Genomic DNA, 24,498 nt, shown 5'->3' with positions numbered 1-24,498 from the left:
TAAAAAGGACTGAGGTAAATGGCAAAACAAGCACAACATGAGCGTCCTTTAGCGCAAAATCGTAAAGCGAGCCATGATTACTATATTTTAGATACTATTGAAGCTGGGGTAGCTTTAACAGGAACTGAGATCAAATCAGTACGTGCGGGCCGGATCAATCTAAAAGATGGCTTTGCACAGATCAAAAATGGCGAAGCTTGGTTGATGAATGTGCATATTTCCGAATATACTCAGGGCAATCGTTTTAACCATGATCCGTTGCGCAACCGAAAGTTATTGTTGCATAAAAAGCAGATCGTGCGTTTAGCTAATGAGACTAGTGGCAAGGGGATCACTTTAGTCCCACTGAAGGTCTATTTAAAAAATGGCTTTGCCAAAGTTTTGATCGGAGTTGCACAAGGTAAGCACAGCTACGATAAGCGGGAAACGATCAAGCGTCGTGATCAAGAACGTGAGATCAGAAGAACACTCAAAAATTATAGTTAAAAAAGCTGGTAAGCCGACTCCAGATGAGGTGGAGTTAGCGTACCAGCTTTTTATATTTCGTTAAGCTAACGGATTTAAAGGATCAACTTGTTGATTTAGATTTTCAAATTTGTAGATCGCACGTTCGCCACCGATCAATTTTGGCCGTGAACTCAAATAAGTAACATGGGCCGAACCGATCTCTTTGATCGAAGTTCTAACTGGGATCTGAACGAATTTAACGTGCATCCCGATCGCAGTGTCACCGATGTCGATCCCAGCTTTAGCAGTGACATGTTCTACTTCGACTGGATCTTTGAATGTTTCAAAAGCCGCTACCTGTGCAGCTCCACCGGCGTGTAAGCTAGGGCAGACTGAAACGATCTCTAAACCGTGATCTTCGGCGACTTGACGTTCCATAGCTAAAGCACGATTCAAATGTTCGCAACCTTGAACAGCAAGCCGGACTCCTGATGGCAAGATCTCAGTCAAAGTTTTGATGACTGTCCGTCCCACGTCTAAATTGGAATATTTACCGATCTTTTTACCTTGGATCTCGCTAGTGCTGCATCCTAAGACAAAAATATCGTTTTTCTTAAGATCAGTCTGTGCTAAAAATTCAGTCATCCCTTGTTTAAGTTGGTCAGCTATTTGATTTAGGAATTCTTCTTGCATAAAAGATACCTGCTTTCTAAAATTATCTGCACTTTAAGTATAATACTTTAGACATGTTAGAGCTAATTTCCGGTAAAAAAAGTTTCACAGCCAGCTAGTCGGAGATGAATAGGATAAGAGCGCGCTCCAAACGTTGTATATTGTTTTCAACATATAGTATGGTTTTTGTGAAACCAAACACTATATGTTGTGTTTGGCTGCGATTGGTTATATCATATAAAGTACCAACAGGGAAATAGGATTTAAATATAGATAAGTTTGTTAGTTAGGATGTTGTAGGTGGACCATGATGATTTTAAGATCGTGGTTCATTTTCACTTTTAGCTGACGTAGAAGGGACCTGATGACGATGATGGAATTTAAGGAACAAAAAAAGTATGTATTACCTAAGATGGTCATCAAAACAGATGGATACGAGGTACCATTTGCACTTTATAAGTTGGAGAGCGTTTTGCGTAAGTTAGGCTTGGCTACGGATACCGATGCAATTATTCTCGCTTTACTCGCCAAGTTAGCGGACCAAACGACACTTACCAGCACTGAGATCTACGATAAATTGACAGCTACGCTAAATGAATTAGGTTATGATGCCGAAGCCAAGGCTTATGTTGCTCATCACCAAGCCGATGAAGCCAAATGGCAAGAAGAGACTGATCCAACTGTCAGGTTAGGCCGGCTTCAATCTAAGGATCCGAGTTTAGTTCATGAGAATGCTAACAAAGACAGTAATGTTTTCAATACGCAACGTGATCTGACAGCGGGGACAGTCGGTAAGACACTAGGGCTTCGGATGATGCCAAAGCATGTGGCTAAAGCTCATCTGCGTGGTGACATCCATTATCACGATCTGGACTATACTCCTTGGAGTCCGATGACGAATTGTTGTTTGATCGATTTTAAAGAGATGCTGACAAATGGCTTTAAGATCGGTAATGCTGAAGTTGAAAGCCCTCATTCGATCCAAACTGCGACCGCCCAAATGTCACAGATCATTGCTAATGTTGCTTCTAGTCAATATGGTGGCTGTTCAGCTGATCGGATCGATGAGGTCTTAGAACCCTTCGCACTAAAAAATTATGACAAACATTTAGCTGAATCTAAAGAATATATCGAAGATCCAGCTAAGCAGATCGAATTTGCTAAAAAACGGACGAAAAAAGATATCTATGATGCTATGCAAGCACTGGAATATGAGATCAATACGCTCTTTTCTTCTCAAGGACAGACTCCCTTTACCACATTAGGGTTTGGCTTAGGAACTTCATGGGTCGCACGTGAGATCCAAAAATCGATCTTAAAGATCCGGATCGGTGGCTTGGGCCGGGAAAAACGGACGGCGATCTTTCCTAAATTGGTCTTTACGATCAAAAAAGGTTTGAACTTAAAGCCCGAAGATCCTAATTATGATATCAAGCAATTGGCGGTCGAATGTGCAACCAAACGGATGTATCCCGACGTCTTGATGTACGATAAGATCAAGGAATTAACGGGGAGCTTTAAAGCACCGATGGGATGCCGTTCATTCTTACAAGGATGGAAAGATAAGCACGGAAATGAAGTCAACTCTGGCCGGATGAATTTAGGAGTCGTGACGCTTAATTTACCACGGATCGCTTTAGAATCTCACGGTGATATGGATCTTTTCTGGCAGATCTTCAACGATAAGGTCAAACTTTGTAAGACTGCGCTTGATTTCAAAGTAGCTCGGGTCTTAGATGCGGTCCCAGAGAATGCGCCGATCTTATACCAATATGGTGCTTTTGGGCAACGGCTAAAACCAGGTGAAGATGTAAGTCAGCTCTTCAAAGATGAACGTGCCACGGTTTCGATCGGTTATATCGGGCTTTATGAAGTAGGGACACTTTTCTTTGGTCCAAATTGGGAACATGATCAAGCAGCACATGATTTTACTCTCGAGATCGTTAAGCAATTACATGATGCGTGTGTGCGTTGGTCAAAAGAAACTGGCTATCATTTTAGCGTCTATTCAACCCCAAGTGAATCTCTGACAGATCGTTTCTGTCGCTTAGATACAGCTGAATTTGGGAAAGTCAAAGATGTTACTGACAAAGATTACTACACTAATAGCTTCCATTATGATGTCAGAAAGCATCCAACACCATTTGAAAAGCTTCAATTTGAGATGGATTATCCAAAATATGCTGCGGGTGGCTTTATCCATTATTGTGAGTATCCGAACTTGCGCCAAAATCCGAAAGCTTTAGAGGCAGTTTGGGATTTTGCCTATGATAAAGTTGGCTATCTGGGAACTAATACGCCGATCGATCATTGCTATAAATGTGGTTTTGAGGGAGAATTCAAGGCTACAGCTCGTGGCTTTGAATGCCCAGATTGTGGTAACCACGACCCTAAGACCTGCGATTGTGTTAAGCGGACTTGTGGTTATCTAGGTAATCCTTTGCAACGGCCGATGGTTCATGGACGTCATGAAGAGATCGCGGCACGAGCTAAAAATATTGCACCGGGGATGATGACTGATGGAGAATAGTGGGACGATCAGGATCACTGTTGGAGGCGATACTGCTTTTATTGCCTCTGAAACACTAGCACCAAAGCAGGTAGCCACTCCGACTAAAGCTAAAAGACGAGTGCGTCGCCCCAATGATCCTAAACCTAAGGAATGGTTAGCTAGTGAGTTGAGTAAACAAAAAATAGCTGACTATAAACCGTTCAACTTTGTCGATGGTGAGGGTGTCAGATGTAGTTTATATGTTAGTGGATGTAAATTTGCTTGCCCTGGGTGTTATAATAGGGCTGCACAAAGCTTTAATTATGGCTTTGAGTACACCAAGGAATTAGAAGACCAGATCATAGCTGACCTTTCACATGATTATGTTCAGGGCTTAACGTTGCTTGGGGGAGAACCCTTCTTAAATACGCAAGTTTGTTTGCCCCTAGTCAAGCGTATCAGACAAGAATATGGTGATAAAAAGGATATCTGGTCGTGGAGTGGATATACTTGGGATGAGTTACAAAAGGAATCAGCTGATAAGTTGGAATTATTGTCATTGATCGATATTTTAGTCGATGGGCGCTTCCGGGAGGATCTTAAAGATCTAACTTTACAATTTCGAGGAAGCTCGAATCAACGTATTATTGATGTTAAAAAATCTTTACAAGCTGATGAAGTCATTATCTGGGATAAATTGGAACATTGATATAATTAAATAGATAAAAAATAATACCTAGTTACAAAAATGATTATTGGGCTCGAATTGATAAAATTCGGGCCTTTTTAGCATTGTATCAACCTTTAAGATAATAATTAGTTTAATAGTAGATAATTTTTTTATTATACCTTATAGAAGAATTAATGTTTTGAGCAATGAATACGCTCCCTTTGTTTTGGCGGGTTTTTTTGAAATCATTAGAATGGTTCTAAAAACTTGATAAAAATATAGCGATTAATTTTTATAAAAAAGGTATCAATTTTTTAAAATAGGTGTATAATGATGGATGAGGATATATATTGTATGGTTGCACCAGGTTTTATTGAGAAGGGGCGATTTATATGGTTACCTTATACACATCACCAAGTTGCACATCTTGCCGTAAGGCGCGTGCATGGCTTAGAAATCACAACATTTCTTACAGTGAGAGAAATATTTTTTTGGAACCATTGAGTATTGATGAGATCAAGCAGATCTTGCAAATGACCGAAGATGGAACAGAGGAGATCATCTCTAAACGTTCGAAGGCATATCAAGAACTTGATATCAACATCGAGGAAATGCCATTGCAAGAATTACTTGATCTAGTCCAAAAACATCCCGGCCTGTTAAGACGACCAATTATTATGGACGAAAAGCGACTTCAAGTGGGATACAATGAAGATGAGATTCGTCGTTTCCTACCGCGGGAAGTACGTGCGCTTGAATTGCGTCGTGCCCGTGAACTTGCAGGTTTCTAAAGTTTGTAATAAGATATACTATAGATTAGACCATTCCAAGTTTTTTGGGTGGTCTTTTTTGATAATTTTTGGTATGATAAAGTTTGCAAATTAAGTGTTTTGCAAGCATTTAAGTAGGAAAGGGAGGATCACAGATGGAAATGGAAAAAGTCAATGAGAATACAATTAGGGTATTACTCGGAACCGAAGATCTGACTGATCGTGGTATCACCGTCCTTGATCTACTTGGCAATCAAAAAGAGATCGAAAATTTCTTTTTTAGCATTTTAGAAGAGGTCGATAAGGACCACGAATTTCGCGATAATGATGCGGTAACTTTCCAACTGATCCCTAATCAAAATGGATTAGAGCTATTTATTACCAAGGTGGATCCTAAAAAAGCAGAAACTTCGATGAATTTAGAACGTGATGATTCGAAAGAAAGTGATGCAAACGACTCGCCGTTAAATATCGCTAATGCCGGGATCGGGAATGATCTAGCTGACTATATCAGAAAACAGATCACCGGTGAAAATGAAAAAATTAGACACCAAAAGCCTGCTTTAGCCGATGACGGTGATGGAGTATCTGGCTACTTAAAAGAAGATCCAGAGGCACAGTATCGCTATGTGGTAAGTTTTGCTGACTTTGAAGACTTTATTCAGTTAGCTAAGGCTTTCAATTATGACAGTACAGTCTCGAATCTTTACCATTTAGATGGCAAATACTATCTCGAATTAGTCTTTTTTGCTGATCAGATGGAAGTGGCTGATGTCAAGGATGCGATGGCTTTGGTTTATGAATATGGTCAAAAAGAGCAGTTTGAATCTGCAGTCGTTAAAGAACGTGGTAAGTGTTTGATGGAACATGCGGCACTTGAATTAGCGCGGTATCATTTTAAATAATTTACTGATAAATAGGACAGAGGATATCTGTTCTATTTTTTTGCATTAAATTTAGTCACCTTGGCGTACTTTAGTAGTAAAGGGGGCTTTTAAATGTTATATGCGCTAACAAAAGATTCAAAAATGATCACAGCCAAAGCAGCAACAAAAGAGCAAAAATATTATTGTCCAAGTTGCCACGAGCCAGTCATTTTGCGTCAAGGGCATTATTATATGGCACATTTTGCGCATTTGAAGCGGACTTGTGGGACTTTTAGTGAAGGAGAGACCAGTGAGCACTTACGAGGAAAAAAGCTATTAGCCACTTTTTTTAGGGCGTTTGGAGCACGAGTTAAGCTTGAAGCCTATCTACCTGGGTCAAAGCAACGTCCCGATCTGTTGGTCCAGTTGCCTGATCAGCAGCTTTTGGCTTTAGAATATCAATGTGCACCACTCAGTTTACGCAAATTGCAAAAACGCTCACGTGGATATCACGATGCTGGTCTAGCTGAATTGTGGATCTTAGGAAATAATTATAGACTTAAGCGCAGTTTACCACAGCAAGTTGCACAATTTATGCGGTGGTCAAAAAATCGGGGCTTTTATTTGATCTATCTCGATCCCATTAAAGCATACTTTGAAGTTGTTTATGGGATCCAAAAAGCTGATTTTTTGCCACTTAAATATCAATACTGGCGGACAAATGATGTCAAAAAACTAAAAGCTTTTTTCGCTACCCCACAAAAGATACGATTAAAGCATTTATCGCTGAGTGAAAGAAAAAAACAAAAGTATGCTTTGGCTAAACAGATATATTATTCGACTGGGGCTATGCGTAAATTGCAACAATTAACATATCAAAAGCGTCTAAAGTTGACTGCGGTGATAGATGATTGTTTAGCATTGAGCTATAGTTACCCATTATATCGGACAGCAACTTTATGGTGGCGGACAGCGTTATATTGTGATCAGTTTTCGAGGCCTAAAATACCGGCTTATGAGCTGGTTTTTGTTGATTTGAAGCCATTTATTGAACAGGATATTGATAATTTTTGTAAAGGACTTGCTTTTCTTAAAAAAAATTTCTAAAATTAAGGCACTACCGATAATTAAAGGGGGATTTTGTAATGAGTGAAGTAACACGTCTACCAAAAAGATCAGAGGTAGCACTCGAGCTTACTTGGGATCTGACCAAGATCTTTGCAACTAATGCAGAATTTGAAGTAGCCTTTGCGCAAGTAGCAAAATCAGCTGAAGATTTTGAACAATATAAGGGAACACTAGGAAATAGCGCTCAAGCCTTTTTAGCTGCTCTAACGGCCATGCTCGAGTTAGATCGCCAACTTGAAGTAGTTTATGTCTATGCAAGCATGAAAAACGATGAGGATACCGCTAATGCTAAGTACCAAGCTTTGATGGCACGGGTCCAAAAGTTATTAGCTGATGTTTCAGCGAAATTAGCTTGGTTTCGACCTGAGTTATTAGCTTTAGCGCCAGAAAAATTAGCAAGCTATTATCAAGATGAACCTAAATTAAATGCATATAAAACTTTGATCGATGACTGGACTAGACTTCGAGCCCATGTCTTGAGTGAAAAAGAAGAAGCACTGTTAGCAGGTGCAAGCGATATTTTGGGCGCTTCAGCTAATGTTTTTGAAGTTTTAAACAATGCTGATCTAAAATTCCCCGTAGTAACTGATGAAACGGGCTCAAAGGTCGAGCTTTCAAATGGGGTCTACGGTAAATTGCTCGAATCGACTGCGCGCCCAGTTAGACGTGAAGCATTTGAACAGTTATATGCTGTATATAAACAGTTCAGACACACATTTGCAGCTACACTGTCGGCACATGTGCGTAAGCATAATTTTTCAGCTAAATTACGTAATTATCAAAGTGCCAAGGAAGCTTCATTAGCCCAAAATGATATTCCAGTAGCTGTTTATGATACTTTGGTCAAAACGGTCAATGAAAATTTGGGGCTACTGCATGAGTATGTAGCTTTACGCAAGGATATCTTAGGTGTCGACGAGTTGCATATGTATGATATGTATACTCCATTGACGGGTGAACCGACATTGACGTTCACTTATAAACAGGCTAAAAAGATGACTTTAGAGGCCTTGAGCGTCTTAGGTGAAGAGTATCTTGCTTATGTAGAGAAAGCTTTTGACGAACGCTGGATCGATGTGGTCGCTAATGCAGGTAAACGTTCAGGAGCGTACTCAGGTGGGGCTTATGATACTGCACCATATATTTTATTGAATTGGCAAGATACGTTGGATAATCTCTTTACGTTAGTTCATGAGATGGGACACACGATGCACAGTTACTATACACGGACCAATCAACCTTATCAATATGGGGATTATTCGATCTTTGTTGCGGAGATCGCCTCAACGACAAACGAAAACTTGTTGACCCAGTATTTGTTAGAGACTCAAACTGATCCTAAGGTACGGGCTTACGTATTGAATCACTATCTAGATGGCTTTAAAGGAACTGTTTATCGGCAAACCCAATTTGCTGAATTTGAAGCTTGGATCCATGAACAAGATGCTTCCCAAGTACCATTGACAGCAGATCTGATGTCAGATTTCTACGGTAAACTAAATCAACGCTACTATGGTAGTGCAGTCGAAAATGACCCAGAGATCGCATATGAATGGTCACGGATCCCGCATTTTTACTACAATTTCTATGTTTATCAATACGCAACTGGTTTTGGGGCAGCTTCTACTTTAGCAGAGCGCGTCTTAGATGAAGAACCGGCGCATACGGAAGCTTATTTGGACTACTTAAAAGCAGGTAGTTCAGCTGCTCCATTAGAGGTAATGAAAAAAGCTGGTGTTGATATGACTGATAGTAAATATCTAGAGAAAGCTTTTGGTATCTTTAAGGAACGTTTGGCTGAATTAAAAGAGCTATTAGCTAAATAAGCAATAAAAAAATAAACTTGTTCGACCACAAGGGCCGAGCAAGTTTATTTTTTTAATGATAATTGGTGGTAAGTTGGATGAAGCCCATTTTTGGTGCAAACAAATTCCTTTGCTGCATTACCAAAAAGCAATTCTTCCAAACTTGATAACGAGGTGCAGTTTTCAACTGAGACTGCATATTCAAGATAGTCTAAATTGTATACCACCATAGATGGTGGGGTATTGACGTTCATTTCAGCAGCTAATCTTTGATCTTCTCGAAAACTTTCAACTGCTAGTTTCGAGCGCCGATCGTGTTCAAACGTAGCAAGATCTAGTTTACTCTCTTTAGCTGCACGAATAACGACTTCTTCACTGTATTTTTTATGCTCGACATAGAGTTGGCGCTGAACATTAAGCAAGAAATCGTGACCGCGTTTGCGCCCTTGAAAAAGAGCAGCTTTGTAATCCAAAACGGCATTATACAAGATCTGGGATACTTTATTGCGCAGTTGCAAAGTATCACCTGAAACATTCATCACAGACATAACCTTGGTCACTGATTGCAAGTTCAAAAGTGGGATAAAACGAATCTGAAACTTTTGTGGCGATTCTTCCGCAAGTTTTAAAATGTTTTGTTCTGCTTCGTAGCATTTAGCGCCAAGAGGATTGATAAACAAATACATCTCTAACATGGTGTTCTCCTCCACTTGATCAAATATTCCTTTTTTCTATATTTATACTTTAAGCAAAAAAAATGATTTTTGCAATAAATCTGACTTATTTTGTACGCAAAAGCGTTTTCATACGTTAAAATGTAGCTTTAATTTTTTTGAGAATGTAAAAGAGCGTGGGTCTGTGTTAAACTGATAAGGTATAGAAAGGTGGTGATCTATTTAATGGAAGACGATTGGAGCAATTTTTTAGAGCCTTACGATCAAGCGGTCAACGAGTTGAAACTCAAACTCAGAACTCTGCGTGGGCAATTTAAAAAGAGCGGCAACCGCAGTCCAATTGAATATGTCACCGGCAGAGTCAAACCAATACCAAGCATTTTAGAAAAGATGAAACGGCGCCAGATCAAACCCAAGCGTTTGTCGCAGGATATGGAAGATATCGCTGGGGTACGGATCATGTGTCAGTTTGTGGAAGATATCTATCGCGTAGTTGAACTTTTACGGAAGCGCAAAGATATGCAAGTGATCGAAGAACGTGATTATATCAAAACGCCCAAGGAAAGTGGCTATCGGTCCTATCATTTGGTGGTCACGTATCCAGTCCAACTGCTGGAGCGCGAGCAACAACTAAAAGTTGAGATCCAGATCAGGACGTTAGCGATGAATTTTTGGGCTACGATCGAACATTCACTCAACTACAAGTACCAAGGATGTATTCCGTCTGAAGTTGCGATGAGATTAGAGAAAAGTGCTGAGATCGCTTTTGCACTTGATCAAGAAATGTCTAGCATTAGAGAAGAAGTCAATGAGGCACAAAGATTATTTGAAGATAAGCACACGAGCTTAGAGTAGTTAAGCAAGACACATTCGACCATGGAGGTGAGAATAATGAGAATCGCAATTTTTGCTAATAAACGAGCTAAATCACAAGCTGTTAAGAAAAAACTATATCAAAAGTTTGTGGAACGCCATTTTGTGATCGATGACGAAGAGCCCGATGTTGTAGTGACGATCGGGGGCGATGGTACTTTGCTATCGGCTTTTCATCATTATAAAGATAAATTAGAGCAAATTCGTTTTGTGGGTGTTCATACGGGACATTTAGGATTTTATACGGATTGGCGTGATGATGAGATCGACGATTTGGTGATCAGTCTGCAATCAGATAATCGCCAATCCGTCAGTTACCCGTTATTGGAAGTTTCTGTTAAATACGCCGATAGCCCGCGCCGTGAGCGTTATTTAGCGTTGAATGAATCGACCTTAAAGCGTAATAGTGCCACCATGGTAACGGATGTGTATATCGGTGGTGAACTCTTTGAACGCTTTAGAGGCGATGGGCTATGCGTTTCGACGCCGACTGGTTCGACGGCATATAATAAATCACTTGGTGGGGCAGTAGTCCACCCTAATCTTGAGGTCTTGCAGATAGCCGAGATCGGTTCGATCAATAATCGCGTTTTTCGGACCTTGAGCTCACCGATGATTGTAGCACCTAATGACTGGATCACCTTTAGACCGGGAAAAGGGAGCGATTTTGTTTTGACTGTCGATTCAGAATCGTATCATAACCGTCAGATCTGTGAGATTCAATATAAGGTCTCAAAAAGGCGGATCTATTTTGCTAAATACCGCCACACACATTTTTGGCGCCGAGTTCAAGACGCCTTTATAGGAACTGAAGATGAAGATAGAATGGATTTATAACGAAGAAAATAACTGTCATTTAAAGACATTTTTAAAACAAAAGGGCGTATCACGTCGTTTATCTGCTAAGATCAGACATGAAGGGGGCCAATTATTGGTGAATAACACTTCAGGTCGGATCGTGGATCAAATAAAAAAAGGCGATAAGATCACGATCAGCTTACCGCCAGAACATCCGCGCAAAGAGGCAGTGATCCCATCATATGTCCCGTTAGATATCGTCTATGAAGATGATCATTATTTGATCGTCAACAAACCAGCCCGTCTGACTACGATCCCGTCCCCCTTGACCGATCAGCGAACTGATTCATTGGTCAATCGGATCGTGGGCTATTACAAATTACGTGGTTACGAGCAGACGGTCGTTCATATCGCAACGAGGCTAGACCGTGATACGACGGGGCTAGTTTTAGTTGCGAAACATCGATATGCTCATGCTTTGATCGATCAACAGCAACATGCACACACGATCAAAAAAGAATATCTGGCTTTACTTACGGGTAAACTGACGAACCCACATTTTACGGTAAACTTACCGATCGGACGCCAAGAGGATAGTTTGATCAAGCGCCGAGTCTTAGCAGGAGGGCAGTTTGCTAAAACTCAATATTGGTACGAAAAAAGTGTAGGCCAAGCGACGCTGTATCGGATCCGGTTGCACACGGGACGGACACATCAGATCCGCGTTCACAGTGCTTACTTGAAGCATCCGTTATTAGGGGATCGCTTGTATGATGGTGCCAAAGTTTTGCCTTTGCAACGGCAAGCTTTGCATTGTGCCTATCTGCGCTTTTATCATCCTTTTTTAGAAAAAGACGTTGAGTTTACTTGTGAGTTACCGCGAGATATGCAACAGTATCTAGCAAACAATTAGAAAAGAGGGATGAGTATGGCTGAAAATCTGGTAAAAACTCAAAGTGACAAGAAGATCATCCAGTTGCTGAACAGCCAAAAAGCACGGCAATTTAGAGAAAATTATTTGGATCTGCACGTTTATGAACAAGCACAGATCTTTACTGAATTAAATTCACAACAAAGAGCGAGGCTGTATCGCTATTTAACGGCCAAAGAAGTCGGGGACATGTTTGATGCGATCGAAGATGAACCCGAAGAAGTCGTAAAATACTTTGAAGAAATGACGCCACAATATGCGGCCAATGTTATTGATGAGATGTATACCGATAACGCGGTCGATATTTTAGCGTATGTACCTAAAAAAGATCTAGCGGGCTATCTGCGCCTTTTGCCGACTGAAAAAGCTGCTGAGATCCGTGAAATGTTGCACTATGAAGATAAGACTGCTGGTGCGATCATGTCGACGGAATATGTGGCGATCGCCGGCAATCAGACGGTCCGCTCAGCGATGCATGTTGTCAAGCGTGAAGCAAGCGATGCTGAAACGATCTATTATGTTTATGTTGTTGGCTCTGATAACAAGTTGATCGGTGTTTTGACTTTACGTGATCTTTTGATAAATGATGATGATCAAATGATCATGGATATCATGACAACGCCGGTGATGTCAGTTAAAGTTTCTGATGATCAAGCTGAAGTTGCACAGACGATCCGGGATTACAACTTCTTAGCGATCCCAGTGACTGATTATGAGAATAAATTGATCGGGATCATCAACGTCGATGATATCATTGACGTTATCGATGAAGAATCTGCTGAAGATTACTCTGGTTTGGCTGCCGTTGATACCGAAGAAGTAGCCGATAACCCGATCAAGGCTGCGAGCAATCGTTTGCCTTGGTTGATCGTCTTGTTATTATTGGGGATGTCGACAACGACTTTGATCTCACATTATGAAGGCATGATCAGTCAAGCTAGTATTTTAGCGATCTTTGTTTCTTCGATCACCGGTACTGCCGGAAATGCTGGGACGCAGAGTTTGGCGGTCGCAGTTCGGCGATTAGCTAGTCGTGATGAAGATCAACCGTCTGTTTATCGCCAATTTTTTATCGAACTTTTGACGGGTCTGGTTACGGGATTAGTTACAGGTTTGACGATCTTTTTGATCGTTGGCTTTTGGAAGCAAAACTTTATTTTAGGTTTTGTTATCGGGATGGCAATGATGTGTGCAATCACGGTGGCAAACTTAGCTGGGAGCTTTATCCCTAATTTGATGGATAAGATCGGAGTCGATCCCGCTGTGGCTTCAGGTCCGTTTATCTCAACGTTAAGTGACTTGACTTCGGTGTTGATCTACTTTAATATTGCAAAATTATTTATGAAATTTTTTATGGGGACATAAGGGTAATTTAAATGTTGATATTTGTATCGATATTCTTAGTTGGAATAGGTTGGTTTACTTATACAATGAGGCACGAGCCCCGTTCTTTATGGGCCGGCGTTTCATTTGTGACTTTTTTACTGACAACAATGATCTTTATCGCTGCGATCCTAATGAGATATAGTGAGTTCTTGTATGCTCATCAGTGGCTGTTTTTCATTATTATCTTTTTAGCGAGCATAGTGACGATATGTATGGTATTGTGGCCGTTTGTGTTAGTGTCTGTCTTTCTCTATAATGGGGTCAAGGTGATCTTAAATGAAGGCTTTAAATTCCACAACCTATTATCGCTCGGTTTTGGGATCTTTTGTATTGCTTACTTAGTGATCTGGCCGATGTTTGGACATTTTACCGATAAAAATATTTGGATGTACGCCTATGGTTATTTAGGTTCGGTGACGGTCTATTTCTTACTCGTTATGGTGATGTATACTGTAACGTTGACTTTGAATTTGGTTCACCTTAAGTTGCCAAAACTTGACTATATCGTAGTTTTAGGTGCAGGGCTAAATGGAACTGAAGTAACACCGTTATTGGCAGCGCGGATCGAGCGGGCGATTGCGGTCTACCGTAAAACACCAGGTTTAAAATTGATCATGTCGGGGGGACAGGGACCAGATGAAGTGATCGCAGAAGGTGAAGCGATGCGAAACTACGCTTTAAAGCAAGGGATACCTGCAGATGATATCATTGTTGAAAATAAGTCAACGACTACGTATGAAAATATTTTATTTTCACATCGCTTGATGGCGCCAAATGCTAAATTTGGGATCGCTACTAATTCATATCACGTTTATCGTGCATTAGTGATCGCTAAACGTCAAGGGCTTAAATGTGTTGGCTTTGGTGCCAAAACACGTTGGTATTTTACGCTCAATGCATTTATGCGTGAATATATCGCTTATCTGAGGATCACTTATAAGCTGCAATTGAGCGTCATTTTAGCTTTAGGTGTCGTATATATAGCATTTGCATATTTGAAAATATAACTATTTCGAGTCAGTCAGGGGACTGGCTTTTTTTGTGGAATAAAAAACAAGCCTGACCGAGATCAGACTTGTTGTGAAGCTCAAGCTAATATTTTAGTTCCATGGACTGCAGTGACTTGTAAGGCGTCAGCTACCGCTTGGGCATTTTTGGCCGTGATCTTACCCCCAGGAAGGATCGTGATCCGCCCATTAGCATAAGCGATGAGCTCTTTTAAATGCTCTAAATTAGCTTCGATCGGAGTATCTTTAGGACCACCATGGGTCAAGATCCGGCTAAAGCCTTGCTCGACTGCCCAATCGATCGTCCGTTTTTGTTCGTCAAAGCTCAGTTCATCAAAGGCCATATTAAAGACGAGTTCCATTCCGCCAGCTGCAGCAATGAGCGTTTCCATTGCTTCGTAGTCGACTTGACCATCAGCCGTCAAAGCACCGATACAAACCGCATCAGCTCCTAAGACTTGAGCTTCTAAGATATCAGCTTCCATGATCTTTAATTCGATATCATTGTAAACAAAATTTCCACCACGAGCCCGGACTAAGATCACTAAGGGAATATTTTTTTCATGGGTATACTTGATAGCTTCACCCATAACACCTTTACTGATCGTAGTCCCGCCGACAGCGAGGTTGTCGCAGATCTCGATCCGATCAGCACCCTGTAAAACGGCTTGGGGGAGGTCAGTATAATTTTCTAAGCAAACTTCGCGATAAAGCAAATTCTTCATTCCTTTTATTTAAAATAAACACAGACACCCTCGGGAAGAGGAATATCTTTTTGGCAACAAGCAAGTAAGCCGGTTTCTTGGTCACGGGTATACAAGGTTGCATTATCAGTATTTTGGTTAGCGACCAAAATAAATTTTTCAGTTGGGTCAAGCGCAAAATCACGTGGAAAATCACCGTGAGTCGTAAGATGTTGGATCAATTTCAATTCTCCATCTAAGACTTCAAAGACAGCAAGTGAATTGTGACCGCGATTAGAAACGTAGACAAAGCGACCATCATTAGAAACTCTGATCGCAGCAGCTCCGTTATGTTCAGTCCAATCAGCTGGGATCGTGCTTACAGTTTGGCGTAAGTAAAAAGCACCAGTTGTCGAATCATAATCAAGTATAGAAACCGTGCTGGAAAGTTCTCCAACTAGGTAAGCTGTCTTTTTGTCGGGAGCAAACGCTAAATGACGTGGTCCGAGCCCAGCTTTAGTCTTTAAGATCGAAACAGGTGCTAACTTACCTTCAGCTGAAACATCGTAAGTCGAGACCGTATCGTTCCCCAGATCAACGACTGCCAACCGGCCATCAGGAGTCAGATCGGTATAGTGAACGTGTGAGCCATCTTGTTCTTTACGAGGGCCATAACCAGTCTGAACGACAGAATCACAAAGTGTCAATGTTTTATCAGGATTTAAGCGATAGACATCGATCTGTCCCTTGTGATAATTAGCAGTGTAGACTAACGATCGCTTTTTATCGAAAGCTACATAACATGGATTAGCACCAGCCACAAGGGCGTCATCTGTAAGGGCATAGCTGTCATTTGCCAGTTCATAAGCAGCTATCCCACCTAGCGAACCTTCCTTGGCTACAGTCAGCAAGGTTTGATCAGTTGTTGTTAAGTAAGTAGGATTTTCCACGGCGATCGCTACTTGAGGCGTGGAAATTTGAGCGGTATCAGTGTCCAAAACAGCATGATAGATACCTTGGCTAGTTTTCTTGGTATAAGTACCAAAGTAAATCTGTTCTTTCAAAAAAATCCCTCCATTCATTTTGCTCAATTATTATTCTAACATTTTTAAAGGGAAATTTGTGCAACCTAGGCCGGGAAGTCCGCAAATGGTAGAAAAACTACTTTTCTACGTAAAAGTGCGGTATAATGTAGCTGTGTTGTGTAGATGAAGCGACGCAAAATCAGGTGATGTGCTAGAGAGGGTTTGTAAAGTTATGATCAAAAGTGAAGTTATTGAAATCGGAGCTAAGGCAGTCTCTAAAGATGAGCCAATGGTGATCTTATTTGATGAAACGGCTTCTCCTCGCTTACGAGAAGTTTCTGTGATCCAACGCTTTGAAAATGATGCGGTCGAGAACTATGATCTAGAGATCGGTTCTAAGATCCAGATCGATGATCAAGTTTATCATGTAAAATATTTAGGTGAATTAGTTAAAAGTAACCTAACAACGATCGGGCATACTGTACTCAACTTTAAACCGGTACCAGAAAAAGAGCATCTCCAAGAAAATGTACTCTATTTAGAGCCACATACTATGCCAGTGATCAAACAAGGAACACAGATCATTTATGGATAAATAAAATGATCCCCTCTAAGACTATTTAGGTCCTAGAGGGGATCTATTTTATTCTTTAGTATTGGTCACCATTGAAGATCGAGTTTTTAACGATCACGTAATCGACTTTACGAAGTGCAGCCAAGTCACGTCCACCAGCATAAGAGATGGAGGATTGTAAGTCTTCTTGCATTTCGCGAAGGGTATCGGAAATGTGACCACGGTAAGGAACTAAGAGCTTCTTACCTTCGACGTTTTTGTATTCACCTTTTTGGTATTGGGAAGCCGAACCAAAATAAGTCTTATATTTTTTGCCATCTTGTTCGATGATCTCGCCAGGAGTTTCGGCATGTCCAGCAAACATTGAGCCGATCATACACATTGAAGCTCCAAAACGAACGGATTTAGCGATATCACCGTTAGTTCTGATCCCGCCATCAGCTACGATCGGTTTACGAGCAGCTTTAGCGCAGAGGCGAAGGGCAGCTAATTGCCAACCACCAGTTCCAAAGCCAGTCTTGACTTTAGTGATGCAAGCTTTACCTGGTCCGATCCCGACTTTAGTAGCATCAGCCCCAGCGTTTTCTAATTCACGGACGCCTTCAGGAGTTCCAACGTTACCGGCGATCACAAAGGTCCCAGGGAGTTTTGCCTTGATGTATTTGATCATATCGATCACGGTATCTGAATGGCCATGAGCGATATCTATCGTGATATACTCAGGGATCAAATTTTCCTGTGCAAGTTGATCGATCAATTGATATTCTTGTGGTTTGACCCCGACTGAGATCGAGGCAAAGAGCCCAAGTTGGTGCATCTTTTTAACAAATGGGACACGTTCGTTTTCTTCAAACCGATGCATAATATAGAAATAACCGTTTTGTGCTAACCAAATAGCTAAATCTTCATCGATCACGGTTTGCATATTGGCTGGAACGACCGGGATGTTGAAGGTCATTGGACCAAATTTAACACGGGTATCGATCTCAGACCGACTTTTAACGATACATTTATTAGGAACAAGTTGAATATCTTCATAATCAAATACTGGCATGATTATAAACCCCTTTATCTATTATTCGTAAAAAAATCATTAGCTCTAAAGAGCAAAATTAAATATAACGTATTAGTCAGATTAAGTCAAATAAAAAAATATTCGTATTAAAAAAAGTTCGGTTTTTGCATTAATTAAATTTAACTTAATAAATTAAGCAATTCGACAAGTGTGTAGATCCACGTTAAAATAAAGCAGGAGTGAAAGCGAGGGAGAATTTATGGCAAAAAAAGCTAAAAAAAATAAAGAAAAAAAGACAAATGACGAACGGATCCTAGATCAACATCATATTGAATATGAAGAAGCTTCGTTTGAATGGTTGACTAGGGGCCAGTCTGCATTAGAAGAAGCTAATGCCCAAGGTGTCGATCCTAAATCTATTTTAAAAACGATCGTGCTACAAGCGAATAAAGATCCTAAAGATTATGTGGTCGTGTGTTTGCCACTTGAATATGAGATCGATCTCAAGTTAGTAGCCCAAGAGCTAGGGAAAAAGCAAGTCCACTTGGCGGATAATAAAAATTTGATCAACATCACGGGTTATATCCATGGTGCAAATACACCGATCGGGATCAATGTGCGTAAAGGATTTCCGATCTACTTTGATGAACGGATCAAAGACCAACCGCTGATCTCAGTTTCAGCTGGTAAAGTAGGGCGCTCGGTCCGTTTGAAACAAACTGATTTGATGGATCTAGTTAAAGGTAAATATATCAAGGTCGAAAAGTAGGGATGAGTATGAAAAAAATCGAACGGGGAGCGCAATTTGTTGCGCAAAACAAAGGGCTATTTCGGTGTCCGACTTGTCGAGCTCCTTTTAGTAAGGTAGAAAAGACAACGGTTTACTGTACTAACGATCATCAATTTGACCTTTCTAAAAAAGGAACCTTGTATTTGATCAAACATGGCGTCAAAAGTGACTATGATGATGATGCAATGTGGCAAGCACGTCGGTCTTTACTACAAGCTGGTTTTTTTGATCCGATCATTGAAGAAATAGCGAACCAGATCGGTGAACGAGCGGGGATCAAAGTGCTTGATATTGGCTGTGGGGAAGGTAGTGTCTTACAACGATTAGAACATAAACGAGCTGATAGTTCTGATCGTTATGTTGGCTTTGACATTTCGAAACGTGCGATCAATCTGGCGACGCAACAAGAGACGGCTGGCTTTTTTTGCATTGCAGATCTAGCTGACCTACCGTTTAGTGAACAAAGTTTTGATTATTTGATCGATATTTTTTCGCCATCTGCTTATGGTGAATTTGCGCGAGTCCAGAAAAAAACGGGCAAACTTTTGAAAGTCATTCCCAATGCTAACTATCTAGGGGAATTACGGCGTTTATTATACGCTGAAAATGATGAAAAACACGAATATAGTAATCAAAAAGTATTAGATCTCTTCTATAAGCACTACCCTAATGCAACTAGTACACGGATAAAGTACGTATTTTCGCTAGATGATGCTTTGTTTGCGGCGCTTATGAAAATGACACCTTTACAGTGGGGAGCTTCAGCTGAAAGTCTGAAAAAAGCTGCGAGTCAGCCGTTAAAGCAGATCACCGTGGATGTGACCTTACTCAGTAGTGAAAAATAATTTTGAAAAAAGATTGAAAACTACTTTAATGAATGCTATAGTATTCATTAAGAAATCGGTTATGAGTAATTAACGGAACTGTCGTTAGTTACTATGTGATTGTACTTCATTAACGTAACTGTTCGCCGTGCCCACACCGAACAGTTACGCTTTTTTTGTGTAAAAATACTATCTGCTGCTAGTTTGGACTAGTAGCTCAAGAATGAAAGAAGAGTTGAAATGGCTAACCATATTGTTTTATTTGAACCACTGATGCCAGCCAATACAGGTAACATCGCGCGGACCTGTGCTGGGACCAATACTGAATTACATTTGATCGAGCCGTTGGGATTTTCGACAGAAGATAAGTATCTAAAACGCGCGGGATTAGACTACTGGGATAAGGTCAAGATAACTTATCATCCTAATTTACCAGCTTTCTTGGAAATTTTAGGTGAAAATGATCAGTTGCATGTAGTTTCTAAGTTTGCTCCCCGTGCTTATACGGAAGTTGATTATGCAACAGCAAATGACCATTATTTCTTGTTTGGTAAGGAAACAACGGGTCTGCCCGAAAACTTCATGCGTCAAAATGAAGAAAAATGCATTCGGATCCCCCAAAATGATGAACATATTCGCGCGTTGAATCTATCAAATACGGCAGCGATCGTAGTTTACGAGGCTTTGCGTCAACAAGATTTTGTTGGTTTGGAAAAAACACATACTTATGAAAATGATAAGTTAAAATAAAAATGGGCAGTTTTATGTAGCCGTCAAAAAGTAATACTAAGGGTCCCACTATGATGCAAAAGCATCATAGTGGGACCCTTAGTATTTATATAGTATATTACTCTGTGATGTATACAGAGCGAAAGTTTTCAGTTAGACCCGCAGTGTTTTGGATCATACCGTGGACTGATGGGCGCAACATTTCAGGAGTACCATCTTGAATCAGTGGGACGACCGGTTGATCTTCGTTTAGCAGTTTAGCCGCTGCGATCAGATCAGAAAAGCGTTTATCTTTATCCATGGCATCGCTCGTTTCAGCAACAGTCATCAGTTCGTTGAATTTTGGACTAGCATATTTCCCCATGTTGTTAGGATTATTTTTTGTCATGATATCTAAGAAGTTGCTTGGATCGGCTACGTCGGCTAACCAGCCAGTCAAGGTTACGTCAAAATCGCCTTTGGCGGCTTTGGCGATTTGCATCTTGATCGGGATATTACTTGTTTGGACTTTGACTTCAGGTAAAGTTTGTTCGATCTGGCTTTGGATGAATTCAGTTTCTTTTTTCGAAATTTCGGTATCGCGGCCCAAGAGGGTGAATTCAAAGTGATCTTCACCGAGTTCTTTTAAACCTTCTTTGAGTAATTTATGAGCCAATTTTGGATCGTAACTGACACCGACTTTGGTTTTAGCCCAAGTCGCAAAATCTTTGCCTTTAAAGGTCGAGACACCTTGTGGAACTAAATTGGTCAATGGTACAGAACCGTCTCCAGCAACAGAAGAGGCCATTTGTTTGCGGTCGATCGCATAACCGATAACTTGACGGATCTTTTTATTTTGAAATTCCTTTTTTGTTTCGTTGAATTTCATATACGTGATTTGAGCCCGGCGCAAGACCCGATACCCTGGCTGGTCGGCTAATTGTTTGGCTTGTTCGGCACTTAGGTGAGTGAAATCAACTTTATTGGCTTGGTAGAGATTGTAGGCAGTAGTAAAGCTCTTATCGACTTTAAAGTTGATCGTTTCCATTTTGATGTGCTTTTTATTCCAGTAATTGTTATTTTTGACTAATTTCCAGCTCAAATTAGAACCAGTCCAGTTTTTAAGTACGAAAGGTCCGTTGAAGACGGTGGTATCGGAGCTAGTTCCATATTTTTTGCCGAATTTTGCGACTGCTCGCTGATTTTGTGGAAAGAAACGGGCATCTGCTAGCAACAGTTTCAAATACGGGAGTTGTTTATCGAGTGTGACGACAAGTTTAGTGTCACTCAAAGCTTTGACACCTAATGTTTCTGCTGCTTTTTTACCGGCCAAAATATCATCAGCGTTTTTGATCCCACTATACATATATGCAGCCAAAGAATTTGTCTTTGGATCGACCGAACGCCGCCAAGCAAAGACAAAATCATGAGCTGTGACAGGATCGCCATTTGACCACTTTGCCCCTTTGCGCAGAGAAAAAGTATAGGTGAGACCGTCGGCAGAAGCTTTAGTATCGATCGCTAATCCAGCTGTGGCTTTATTGTTTTTAAGCACGAACAAGCCTTCCATAGAATTATTGATCATATCGGCGCTACCGCTTTCGGCGACAGTAACAGAGTCAAGCGTCGCGAGTTCGTTTGGAACTGACCAGTTTAAAACTTGCTTGGTGGCTGGTTTGTTTGAACTTTGTTGTGCTTTGTGTGAACCACATGCACTCAAGATTAGAGTTGCTACGGCTAATGTACTCCACGTAGCTAAAAGTTTTTTAAACTTCATAGGTGTATGCCCCCTAGATAATTATTTTCTAAGCTACCCCTCAATTAAAAAAGTTATTTTTTAATTTCTGTTATTATATTTTATAAAAATTATAATTTAAAGATAATTATTTTTATTTTTTAGAATTTATATATCATGATAAAGTTTAATATAAAAAGATTTATGTTTTATCTGAACTAATTGTTTATATTTGAAAAAGATTATATTTAACTGAGAATATTGATTTGGGGCAAATGTGTTATAATTTATGGTTGAGAAGGGTCTTTTGGGACCTAAAGGGAATTGAGGGGTAAATCTTGGCACAGCAAAAAAAAACTAGAAAGAAAAAAACAAGTCCTCAAAAGAGAGGTAAACGATCGAAGCCAAGTTTTAAAATGACCTGGCGTTTATACGGAGCTGGGACCATTGCTTCTGCAGGCCTGGCGTTATTTGAATTGGGCTTTTTAGGAACATTATTTTCCAATATGATTCGCTTGGTAGTCGGCAATACTTATCAGCTAGGGGCAATTTTGTTACTCATTTTGGGGAGCTATGGGTTGTTATTTGATAAACGCCCTAAACTCAAAGCCAACTATATTTTAGGTGGTATCTTGCTATATCTAGGGATCGTGCTCTTTGTTAGTGCGTACTCATTTCAAGAACTTGCGATCCACACTGATTTTTTGAATGCTTTTTTAGAGCGAGCAGGGCATGACCTCGTAGCTGGAACTTTGAATGAAGATCTGGCTGGTGGGATCGTGGGCGTTTTATTGTATAGTCTTACTTATTTTTTAGTGGGACAATTGGGTTCATATCTTTTAGCGGTGCTCTTGCTCGGTGCGGGTGTCTTATTTATTTGCCAGATCTCATTTGGAACTGTTCTGGAAAATTTAGGTCGAGCTTTAAAAGCATTGGTAATAGGCAGCCAAAATTTGATCAAACAAGCCCATAGTGAGTTGGGAAAATTAAAAGAAGATGCTTCTAAAGCGCTGATCAATGAAGATGAGATCGAGTCAGCTCCTAAAGAAGAGAAGATATCTGACGAAAAGGTGGTATATGACCAACTTGAACCAGCTGCATCAGTGCCAGAGAGCACGATGCCAGCTGAAAAGCCTAAAACAAAGCCCGAACGACCTGCTAAAAGAAAAACACGACCAGCATTTAACAGTGAAGCTTACGAGTTGCCCCAGCTCGATTTATTGAGTGAGACACCAGTTCCTGATCGTTCAGTTGAAAAAAAGAAGATCAAGCAAAATCAAGCAGTATTGACTGAGACGCTTAAAAGTTTCGGGGTGGAAGCTGAACTAAAAAATATCATTTTAGGTCCGGCGGTGACTAAATATGAATTGCATCCAGCAGTAGGGGTCAAGGTCTCGAAGTTTGTCAGTTTGGCTGATGACCTTGCTTTAGCTTTAGCGGCTAAAGATATTCGGATCGAAGCGCCTATTCCAGGGAAAGCTTTAGTTGGGATCGAGGTGCCCAATCAAAATGTGGCGATGGTCTCATTTAAAGAACTGATGGCGGAATTTCAAGCAACTGATTTTGCTCCGCTCGAAGTACCATTGGGACGTGACATTTCAAATGGATTGATCACAGCTGATCTAGCCAAAATGCCACATTTATTGATCGCAGGTTCGACCGGGAGCGGTAAATCAGTCGCAATCAACGTGATCTTGACGAGTCTGTTGATGAACTGTCCTCCTGAGCAGGTCAAGTTGGTCTTGATCGACCCTAAGAAAGTTGAGCTGGGGATGTATCATGATCTACCGTATTTATTGACGCCGGTAGTTACAGAACCACGCAAGGCAGCAGTTACTTTGGAAAAAGTCGTGGCTAAAATGCAACAGCGCTATGAAGAATTTGCTCGAACTGGGCAACGAAATTTAGACGGCTACAATAAATTTGCGGCTAAAGATCCAGCTAACTATGAGCAAATGCCGTATATCGTAGTAGTCGTTGATGAATTGGCCGATCTGATGATGACGACTGGTAATGAGGTCGAAGCGGCTATCACACGGATCGCACAGATGGGACGTGCCGCTGGGATCCATTTGATCTTAGCCACACAACGGCCATCGGTGGATGTTATTACCGGGATCATCAAAGCTAATGTGCCTTCGCGGATGGCGTTTGCGGTCTCAAGTGGGACTGATTCACGGACGATCATCGATCAAGTTGGCGCCGAAAAATTATTGGGTCGAGGTGATATGCTCTATTTACCAATGGGCCAAAATAAACCATCGCGAGTCCAAGGGGCATATATCTACGATGAAGATGTTCAAAATGTTGTTGATTTCATCAAAGCCCAAGCTGAAGTGACCTATGATCAAGCGCTAGAAGTTTCTGAAAGTGAGCTCAAAGCCCCAGATGGCAATGGGACTGATGAGCTTTTCGATGAAGTCGTGGCCTTTATCACGCAGGAACAAAAATGCAGTACATCGCTGATCCAGCGTCACTTTAGGATCGGTTACAATCGAGCTGCTAATCTCGTAGAAGAACTTGAAAATCGTGGGATGATCGGTCCACAAGCCGGGTCTAAACCACGCCAAGTCTATTTAAAATCGAAAAAAGTCGATAATTGATCGCACTTTTTGCTCGTCTGATC

General features: G+C 40.8%; 23 protein-coding genes. 17 read left to right on the top strand and 6 right to left on the bottom strand.

Going from position 1 to position 24,498, the window contains the following annotated elements; translation table 11 throughout:
• The first annotated feature begins 18 nt into the window (after positions 1-18).
• Positions 19-486 carry an SsrA-binding protein SmpB gene (gene smpB, locus FC30_RS04050; RefSeq protein ID WP_010689270.1) on the top strand — a complete coding sequence of 156 codons (468 nt, stop codon included), beginning with the start codon at positions 19-21 and terminating at the stop codon, positions 484-486.
• Between the two features lie 60 nt (positions 487-546).
• On the opposite strand, the gene FC30_RS04045 is transcribed toward smpB, so the two are convergent.
• Positions 547-1,140, bottom strand: a complete 594-nt coding sequence (locus FC30_RS04045; protein WP_010689269.1) for a TIGR01440 family protein — start codon at positions 1,138-1,140, stop codon at positions 547-549.
• Positions 1,141-1,489: 349 nt separating this feature from the next.
• On the opposite strand from FC30_RS04045, the gene nrdD reads away from it, so the two are divergent.
• The 6 genes from nrdD to pepF all read left to right on the top strand — a co-directional run bounded on the left by nrdD (position 1,490) and on the right by pepF (position 8,870).
• Complete coding sequence (nrdD, locus tag FC30_RS04040) at positions 1,490-3,649, top strand: anaerobic ribonucleoside-triphosphate reductase (protein WP_035449114.1); 2,160 nt, start codon at positions 1,490-1,492, stop codon at positions 3,647-3,649.
• On the top strand, positions 3,639-4,319 hold the full coding sequence (nrdG, locus tag FC30_RS04035; RefSeq protein ID WP_010689268.1) for an anaerobic ribonucleoside-triphosphate reductase activating protein: 681 nt from the start codon (positions 3,639-3,641) through the stop codon (positions 4,317-4,319). Before nrdD ends, nrdG begins: the two co-directional genes overlap by 11 nt.
• 353 nt (positions 4,320-4,672) lie before the next feature.
• A complete protein-coding gene (spxA, locus tag FC30_RS04030) occupies positions 4,673-5,071 on the top strand; it encodes a transcriptional regulator SpxA (protein WP_029507336.1) in 399 nt (132 codons plus the stop codon).
• 134 nt (positions 5,072-5,205) lie between these two features.
• Positions 5,206-5,955: an adaptor protein MecA gene (locus FC30_RS04025; RefSeq protein WP_010689265.1), complete on the top strand. Its 750-nt coding sequence runs from the start codon at positions 5,206-5,208 to the stop codon at positions 5,953-5,955.
• A 93-nt stretch (positions 5,956-6,048) separates the two neighbouring features.
• On the top strand, positions 6,049-7,023 hold the full coding sequence (locus FC30_RS04020) for a competence protein CoiA (RefSeq protein WP_056938477.1): 975 nt from the start codon (positions 6,049-6,051) through the stop codon (positions 7,021-7,023).
• A gap of 38 nt (positions 7,024-7,061) precedes the next feature.
• Positions 7,062-8,870, top strand: a complete 1,809-nt coding sequence (gene pepF / locus FC30_RS04015) for an oligoendopeptidase F (protein WP_010689262.1) — start codon at positions 7,062-7,064, stop codon at positions 8,868-8,870.
• Positions 8,871-8,914: 44 nt separating this feature from the next.
• On the opposite strand, the gene FC30_RS04010 is transcribed toward pepF, so the two are convergent.
• Positions 8,915-9,544, bottom strand: a complete 630-nt coding sequence (locus FC30_RS04010) for a DsbA family protein (RefSeq protein ID WP_056938476.1) — start codon at positions 9,542-9,544, stop codon at positions 8,915-8,917.
• 204 nt (positions 9,545-9,748) lie between these two features.
• On the opposite strand from FC30_RS04010, the gene yjbM reads away from it, so the two are divergent.
• The 5 genes from yjbM (at position 9,749) to FC30_RS03985 (ending at position 14,518) form a co-directional block, all read left to right on the top strand.
• Positions 9,749-10,378, top strand: a complete 630-nt coding sequence (yjbM, locus tag FC30_RS04005; RefSeq protein ID WP_010689260.1) for a GTP diphosphokinase — start codon at positions 9,749-9,751, stop codon at positions 10,376-10,378.
• Positions 10,379-10,414: 36 nt separating this feature from the next.
• Entirely contained in the window at positions 10,415-11,233 is an 819-nt protein-coding gene (locus FC30_RS04000; RefSeq protein WP_010689259.1) for an NAD kinase, read from the top strand.
• Complete coding sequence (locus FC30_RS03995; protein WP_010689258.1) at positions 11,211-12,107, top strand: RluA family pseudouridine synthase; 897 nt, start codon at positions 11,211-11,213, stop codon at positions 12,105-12,107. The genes FC30_RS04000 and FC30_RS03995 overlap by 23 nt, the downstream gene beginning before the upstream one ends.
• Positions 12,108-12,122: 15 nt before the next feature.
• Complete coding sequence (mgtE, locus tag FC30_RS03990) at positions 12,123-13,490, top strand: magnesium transporter (RefSeq protein ID WP_010689257.1); 1,368 nt, start codon at positions 12,123-12,125, stop codon at positions 13,488-13,490.
• Between the two features lie 233 nt (positions 13,491-13,723).
• A complete protein-coding gene (locus FC30_RS03985; RefSeq protein WP_010689256.1) occupies positions 13,724-14,518 on the top strand; it encodes a YdcF family protein in 795 nt (264 codons plus the stop codon).
• Positions 14,519-14,598: 80 nt separating this feature from the next.
• On the opposite strand, the gene FC30_RS03980 is transcribed toward FC30_RS03985, so the two are convergent.
• Positions 14,599-15,243, bottom strand: coding sequence for a copper homeostasis protein CutC (locus tag FC30_RS03980; protein WP_180978424.1), 645 nt, complete (start codon positions 15,241-15,243; stop codon positions 14,599-14,601).
• 5 nt (positions 15,244-15,248) lie between these two features.
• Entirely contained in the window at positions 15,249-16,265 is a 1,017-nt protein-coding gene (locus FC30_RS03975) for a lactonase family protein (protein WP_010689254.1), read from the bottom strand.
• Positions 16,266-16,458: 193 nt separating this feature from the next.
• Between FC30_RS03975 and FC30_RS03970 the strand changes: the two genes are divergently transcribed.
• Positions 16,459-16,821 (top strand): PTS glucitol/sorbitol transporter subunit IIA, encoded by a 363-nt coding sequence (locus FC30_RS03970; RefSeq protein WP_010689253.1) that lies wholly within the window; start codon positions 16,459-16,461, stop codon positions 16,819-16,821.
• A 55-nt stretch (positions 16,822-16,876) separates the two neighbouring features.
• Here the strand turns inward: FC30_RS03970 and FC30_RS03965 are convergent, their stop codons facing one another.
• Positions 16,877-17,854 carry a GMP reductase gene (locus FC30_RS03965; RefSeq protein WP_004048209.1) on the bottom strand — a complete coding sequence of 326 codons (978 nt, stop codon included), beginning with the start codon at positions 17,852-17,854 and terminating at the stop codon, positions 16,877-16,879.
• A gap of 220 nt (positions 17,855-18,074) precedes the next feature.
• On the opposite strand from FC30_RS03965, the gene FC30_RS03960 reads away from it, so the two are divergent.
• The 3 genes from FC30_RS03960 to FC30_RS03950 all read left to right on the top strand — a co-directional run bounded on the left by FC30_RS03960 (position 18,075) and on the right by FC30_RS03950 (position 20,179).
• Positions 18,075-18,584 (top strand): aminoacyl-tRNA deacylase, encoded by a 510-nt coding sequence (locus FC30_RS03960; RefSeq protein ID WP_010689251.1) that lies wholly within the window; start codon positions 18,075-18,077, stop codon positions 18,582-18,584.
• An 8-nt stretch (positions 18,585-18,592) separates the two neighbouring features.
• Positions 18,593-19,450 (top strand): methyltransferase domain-containing protein, encoded by an 858-nt coding sequence (locus tag FC30_RS03955; RefSeq protein WP_010689250.1) that lies wholly within the window; start codon positions 18,593-18,595, stop codon positions 19,448-19,450.
• A 219-nt stretch (positions 19,451-19,669) separates the two neighbouring features.
• Positions 19,670-20,179, top strand: coding sequence for a tRNA (cytidine(34)-2'-O)-methyltransferase (locus FC30_RS03950; RefSeq protein ID WP_010689249.1), 510 nt, complete (start codon positions 19,670-19,672; stop codon positions 20,177-20,179).
• 97 nt (positions 20,180-20,276) lie between these two features.
• On the opposite strand, the gene FC30_RS03945 is transcribed toward FC30_RS03950, so the two are convergent.
• A complete protein-coding gene (locus FC30_RS03945) occupies positions 20,277-21,914 on the bottom strand; it encodes a peptide ABC transporter substrate-binding protein (RefSeq protein ID WP_010689248.1) in 1,638 nt (545 codons plus the stop codon).
• Positions 21,915-22,288: 374 nt separating this feature from the next.
• Here FC30_RS03945 and FC30_RS03940 point away from each other — a divergent pair, with 374 nt between their 5' ends.
• Positions 22,289-24,475 (top strand): DNA translocase FtsK, encoded by a 2,187-nt coding sequence (locus tag FC30_RS03940; RefSeq protein WP_010689247.1) that lies wholly within the window; start codon positions 22,289-22,291, stop codon positions 24,473-24,475.
• The last annotated feature ends 23 nt before the right edge of the window (positions 24,476-24,498 follow it).

This window comes from Ligilactobacillus animalis KCTC 3501 = DSM 20602 (genome assembly GCF_001434535.1).
GTDB classification, from domain to species: Bacteria; Bacillota; Bacilli; order Lactobacillales; family Lactobacillaceae; genus Ligilactobacillus; species Ligilactobacillus animalis.
Note: the sequence above shows the minus strand (reverse complement) of the source record. Positions and strands in the feature narration are given on the sequence as shown.